This is a genomic window from Lactococcus petauri (assembly GCF_002154895.1).
Lineage (GTDB): Bacteria > Bacillota > Bacilli > Lactobacillales > Streptococcaceae > Lactococcus > Lactococcus petauri.
Genome location: NZ_MUIZ01000022.1, coordinates 1 through 5893, shown reverse-complemented (window position 1 = coordinate 5893; position 5893 = coordinate 1). Strand labels below are relative to the sequence as shown.

Sequence of the window (5893 nt, the reverse complement as noted above, 5' to 3'; positions counted from 1 at the left end):
TAAAAAAGTACTGTCAATTCCACGAAAAAACAATCTAACATAAACTTAAATAACTAGATATAATAAAGCTTATAATAATGTGATTGTCAGAAAAATTGTAATTTTTCTGACAATCATGTGAAATCCTGTTATTCAAGGCTCTATGAGTCATTTACTTAACAGAAGAAAATTATTTCCAACTATTTTTTTATATTTTGTATAAAAAAAAAGCTATGACAACTTCTCTTTTATATTTTTTTAGTTGAATCTTGCTATTATAATTACACTACTTACATTATTATATTCCCGGAAAAACACTTGCTTTATCAATCTTTATTTATATTTCTATACTATATTTCTGGAGTAACTAATATAAAAAAATGGCAAAAAAAAAGAGCACATAAGCTCCATACTTAGTGCTGCTACCGTCAGGTCCTGACACGCTTCGTAAGAAACTTATTGCTCCGAAATTTATTATAACATACTTCTTCTTGTTTTGACAAGCTTTGACTTTATCAAAAAAATTTTATCATTTACTTGAAGATTTCCGCCCCTTATAAACTTCCACAGCATTTTCATAATCTTCTTTCATGGTTGGAAATTGTTTCTTGATAGCATTTGCTCCAATAAAATAAAAGACAATCACCAAAATCAATACAAGGAAATTAATCAAAGAAAGAATAGCTACAAGCATACTTCCTTGCGGTTGCGCGATGAGAGTCATCACATAAAAAATTGACATTATGTTGTACAAATAATAAAGAATGGGTGCTACATGGCAGATTTTAGGTACGTGTATCCTTACATAACCAATATGGGTAATAATAGCAAACACAACAAGAATTACTCCTGCTGCATTGATCGTAAATCCAAGGAAAACAGCAATAAAAAGTACAATCAATCCAATAGGAATACTGATACTATTGAGCCAGGCGCGGTAAGGTGCTGTTTCTTCTTTGTAGCGCTGTTTGGGAGTTTTTTCGGCGTCCATGGGTTGACCTCGTTTTTCTATTTTATCCTTTGTCTATGGTAACAAAAACTTACAGAAATTTCCTCTAAAAAAGAACAGTTACACCTGTTCTTTTTTTTCTTTATTTCTCTTTCTCCGATGTTGGAAAAAATCTTTCATGATATCGGCGCACTCAGTTTCTAAAATGCCACTTTCTACAGTGACACGATGATTGAGCCGTTTATCTTCCAAGATTTGATACAAACTTACCGCTGCTCCAAACTTGGGATTTGTTGCACCAAAGTATACTTGTGGAATGCGAGCTAAACCAATGGCTCCAGCACACATAACACAAGGTTCAATAGTAACAAATAAAGCACAGTCTAATAAACGCCAGTTCCCCACAGCTTCATTAGCAGCCTCAATGGCGCAAATTTCTGCATGGTGAGTAGCACGGCCATCAAGTTCACGGCGGTTAAAGCCGCGGCCAATTACTTCACCATCGTGTACAATGACCACGCCGATGGGCACTTCTTCATTTTCTGCTGCCTTTTGGGCTTCAAGCAGTGCTTGCTGCATGAAATATTCTTTTTCTTGCTGACTAAACTCCATTATACCGTCCATTTCATATGGGGTTGAGCCAAGTCAACCGGTATATTTCCTGCTGCTTCTTGCGCTTCCTCACGTAATACTTGTAAATCACCAACTTGTGGCAGATGTGTGAGGATTAGTTTTTTCACATTGGCTTGTGCTGCAATTTCTCCTGCTTCTACACTGGACAAGTGGTTAGGCATTTTGGCCTTATCCTTGAAGAAATAAACGTCAGCCAGCAAGATATCCGCATCTTTGGAAAAATCAACAAGTTCTGCAAAATAGCCCGTATCTCCTGTATAAATTAAAACCTGTCCTGTCGCTCTCTCAACAATACGCATCGCGTAGCAAATAACAGGATGCACTGTTTTTAAGAACTGAATATCAAAGGGTCCAACAGATGTGCCGTTTTCGACATCATAAGCAATTCCCTCACTGACATTTTCCAAAGATAATTTTGAAAATTCATATTCATTTTCCTGATGGCCATAAATTGGCAACATTTCTGGTTTCACTGTTTGCAGCTGACGATATTGACGCAAAGCGCCCAAGTCTGCTATGTGATCTTCATGGTAGTGGCTCAAGATGATTGCATCCAAATCATTGGGTGAAAGCTCATGCTCAAGTTCCGTCACTGCACGTGATCCGGCATCCAATAAAAGGTTAAATCCCTCTTCACTTTGTAATAAATAAGAAGTTGTGCCTGCATCACGTGTGGGATATCCGCCCCATACACCAAGTGCTGTTAATTTCATATTGTCTCCTCTCTTTCAAACCTTAACATAAAGTAAACGATAATTAAAAATGTGCTAGATACCAGTAAAGTCCAGTTGCCAAAGATATCGGCACTATAAGTACCCAATATAGTCCCTAAGAAGAAGGCGCCGACCAGACTAGCAAAGACACGGAAGTTTTGTAAGTAGCGTTGTTCATGTGTCAACGCGTAATTCGTTAAGTTGACCATAGTTGATTTCAAATTTCCGGTCATCATGATACTTCCGTAAGGGAGCCCTCTTGTTTTGCTGAAAGTATCGTGCTGAATGGCCATGAAGAATGATAAAAAGCCAACAAAAATGGAAACGGGTAATTTTAAAACCGTGGCATAAAGTAAGGTAAATACTGTCACCCCTGTCCACTGCAATAAGAGCAAATAAATCGTATCCGGCTTATTCTTCTTCCTTAAGTAATAAGAATATATATTTTTAAAAATTACTCCACAAGAAAAGAAAAGAACAGGAATAATAAAATCTGCTACACGTACAAAATTTCCTTTGGCTAAATAAACCGCTGCCTGTATCATGTTCCCCGTTTGCATCCCAATGAAGCGCCCATCAAAGTGGAAAAAGGAAAAAGCATCCATAAATCCAGCGTTCATCGCTAAGAGCGAGGCTACTCTTAGTTTTTCTCTCATTTCAGTGTTCATATTCTTATTATAGCATTCTTAAAACCTTTTGGCAGTTTCATACTACATAAGAAATTACCTCTTCATTTATTTTCACACCGCTTACTATTTTTAATATTAATTAATTTTTCCATTTTCAAATTTTTCCGGGACTCAATTAACTGATTTACTGTAACAACGATATACCCTTTTTAGATTAGTAATGACTTTTTGTGCTCTATCTACAGACATTTTATAAATAATATGAAATGAATAAGTATAATAGAATCCATCATAAACTTCATTCAATACTATCTATGTTCTTAATTTTCCAATCCAGAAAATCAATGCGCCTTTGAATGCTAAGATTGCTAATAATGCTCGATATTTGTGGAGTAGTCGCTCCATAAAAACCTAAATAACTGTAGGTTCATTTCCTATAATTTGCTTAATAATATCTCTCATTATACTTACTTCCTTTTGAGTTTCATCAATTGGTATATCGGATAAATTGAGATAATCATAAATATAGTAGCCTAATTAATAGAATCTAAAATTTTCTTCGTAAGGAGATGAGTCTTATTATAAATTAACCATTTCTTCTTGGTTTTCTTTATAAATCTCATCATTATCCAATTTATTATATTCTAATTTTGAAGCATTAGATAAATTTGACATCTCCAAGAGAAAATCCATAATATAAAAAGTAAAAAGCTTTTTCTGTTTTCAAATTATAATTTCCAGTTTGTATACAATTTATTGGATTGGCATCTTTTTATTCCTAGTCATTGAAGCAAGTATAAAACTCATTAGATAATTGTAATTACCCTAATAAGTTGTTGTTTTTCTGTTTTATTTCAATATCTTTTAAAGTTTTACTCTTTTATAAATATAATCTTGTATTCTAAACTTTTTCATTCTTAAGCAAAAATATCCCAGTAATAATTATATATAGGACAATAGCAGTAAAAATAAAAGAACTCCATTTTTTTTACTATTGCTAGATTCCTTCTTTTTTCTCTTCATGATGTCTGATTATTATTTATCATATCTTTTTCATTAAGGGTGAAATTTATATTAACTTCTCTTGGAAGGTAAACAACTTCTGATTCATATATTTATTCCTTCAAAAAAAATATATAAATCCATTTTAATATTAATATTTTTCTTTCAAAATATCCTTACAAGCTGTAAGAATGTTTTCTCTATCTTTCGGAGCGACCTCTAAGTTAATAAACAGTCTTTTAGAATCAGAATACTTCGTGTCAATTACATCAGTTTCTAAAATTAAATCAGGAGTAGAGCTAGGACGATCAATCTCTAGAATAAAGTTAAACCGGTACTTTAAAAGATTTTCAACTCTTTGACTAATAATTTTTTCTATATACATTGCACTATCTGTAAGAAGTAGTATCTTGATCTTAGGCTCAAAATCATGAGGGGAAAACTCCATAATATACGCCTGCCCATATCTCAATGTCAATGACTTTAAAGTATTTGTCGCTAGTTTTGGTTCATGAGAAAGGATGCTTTTTCTAATTGTTGGTAAGAATCTAGGATAATCAGTTCCAGCATGCTTGAATATACGTACTCCAGAAGAATTAAAATATGCATCTTTAAAGATATCGACGAATAAGCGCCCCGAAATAAGCATCGGCCAAAAAAAAGGAGTGCTCGGACTATCTTTATCCCACTTTGGATGTCTTTTTTTAATAAAAGCAACAAAATTCATGATACTACTATAGCTTCGACGAGAATATTTCTTTAAAATTGCAAGGGTATCATCAACACTATGAAATTCTTCGTAACATTCTGGGAAAATATAAAAAATAGGTAAGATAAATTCTAGTTCTACTTGTGGCAGCTTGAAACTTTGCTCAATTAATTGTGATAATTCTCCCATATAATGATTATTAGCAATAAGCGCTGAAGAGTATTCCGGCAAAAGTGCCTTGGAAATAACATTTCCTGACTGTGATCGAGAAATAAAAGTAGCAAGATAAAAAGCAAGATGTTTACGTTTACCGTAACTTATGTACCGACCTGATGAAATAATAGAAGAAACTATATTTTCTACTCTTCCCTCGTCAACATTTGCAAAAGGCCACTCAGTACCACGATATACTCTCCAAAATAAACTAATAAGCGAATAACGAATAATTCGTTCCTCACCAATAATGTAAATCTCATCTTTTCTAATAGTCAGTTTCATCCCTATACTTTGCAACAAAACATTGGCCTTTTTTAATTTTCTTCTTGCCGTACTTTCGCTCATGAAATTTTCTTTACAAAAATCTATAAAATTTACTGATTGGCTATTTAAAAATAGTTCAAAAAGGTTTAAAAGAGATTCTGGTTTTAAAATATTACACTTTAAGGCATAGTATTCAGATTTGCTTCCGGTAAATACATATTTCTTTTTTTGAAAAATTATCGGTTTTGACATAACCACATATTCATTAGCCACATCATTAATATAAGATAAATGCCGCCGTAGTGTTCTTCGTTCTAAGTCAATTTTATCACCCAATTCGTCAATATCTAAGCCCAGTGGATTATTATATAGTTGTTCCAAAAGCAATATTTGTTGGCATGTTTCTTTACTGAAAATATATTCAAAATAATTATCCATTTTTTCAATTATCCTTTCTTTCCGAGATCACTCGGCCAAGCGTGTATTTAGTTTAACAATGACTTTATAATTTAAAACTGCAACTAGAATTTTGATTTTAGTAAAATATCTATATTTTTCACTTCTATACTTCTTATATTGTATTAAAAACTTATTTACGAATTTTTTATCCAAAACAAAAATATCAAAAAAAGAGTGAATTGAATACGTAATTTGACATAAGTTATATTAGTGTTACCTGCAAAGACAGAAAGTCAAAGTATAAGTATATTTAAAAATAGTTAAAAGTACTCTACCAAAACTTGAGCAATTTTTTAAAATACTTCTCCTTACTACTTTTATGTTCAATAAAATGTAATAT

At 32.6% G+C, this 5893-nt stretch carries 5 protein-coding genes and 1 other RNA gene; all 6 read right to left on the bottom strand.

From position 1 onward, the window contains the following. Positions 1-358: 358 nt before the first annotated feature. Positions 359-455, bottom strand: an RNA gene (gene ffs / locus BZZ03_RS11560) — signal recognition particle sRNA small type. A 53-nt stretch (positions 456-508) separates the two neighbouring features. Beyond that, positions 509-970 carry a hypothetical protein gene (locus tag BZZ03_RS12220; RefSeq protein WP_198943958.1) on the bottom strand — a complete coding sequence of 154 codons (462 nt, stop codon included), beginning with the start codon at positions 968-970 and terminating at the stop codon, positions 509-511. Between the two features lie 78 nt (positions 971-1048). Next, a complete protein-coding gene (gene tadA, locus BZZ03_RS11555; protein WP_086583383.1) occupies positions 1049-1540 on the bottom strand; it encodes a tRNA adenosine(34) deaminase TadA in 492 nt (163 codons plus the stop codon). Continuing rightward, positions 1540-2274, bottom strand: coding sequence for an MBL fold metallo-hydrolase (locus tag BZZ03_RS11550; RefSeq protein ID WP_086583382.1), 735 nt, complete (start codon positions 2272-2274; stop codon positions 1540-1542). Before BZZ03_RS11550 ends, tadA begins: the two co-directional genes overlap by 1 nt. Next, a complete protein-coding gene (locus BZZ03_RS11545; protein WP_019291858.1) occupies positions 2271-2942 on the bottom strand; it encodes a YoaK family protein in 672 nt (223 codons plus the stop codon). The genes BZZ03_RS11550 and BZZ03_RS11545 overlap by 4 nt, the downstream gene beginning before the upstream one ends. 1114 nt (positions 2943-4056) lie before the next feature. Continuing rightward, positions 4057-5532, bottom strand: coding sequence for a helix-turn-helix domain-containing protein (locus BZZ03_RS11540; RefSeq protein ID WP_086583381.1), 1476 nt, complete (start codon positions 5530-5532; stop codon positions 4057-4059). Between the last annotated feature and the right edge of the window lie 361 nt (positions 5533-5893).

Excerpts from the sequence above, each read along its gene's own strand:
- BZZ03_RS11550 (WP_086583382.1), bottom strand. The coding sequence starts at position 2,274 with ATGAAATTAACAGCACTTGGTGTATGGGGCGGATATCCCACACGTGAT.
- BZZ03_RS12220 (WP_198943958.1), bottom strand. The coding sequence starts at position 970 with ATGGACGCCGAAAAAACTCCCAAACAGCGCTACAAAGAAGAAACAGCA.
- BZZ03_RS11540 (WP_086583381.1), bottom strand. The coding sequence starts at position 5,532 with ATGGATAATTATTTTGAATATATTTTCAGTAAAGAAACATGCCAACAA.
- BZZ03_RS11545 (WP_019291858.1), bottom strand. The coding sequence starts at position 2,942 with ATGAACACTGAAATGAGAGAAAAACTAAGAGTAGCCTCGCTCTTAGCG.
- tadA (WP_086583383.1), bottom strand. The coding sequence starts at position 1,540 with ATGGAGTTTAGTCAGCAAGAAAAAGAATATTTCATGCAGCAAGCACTG.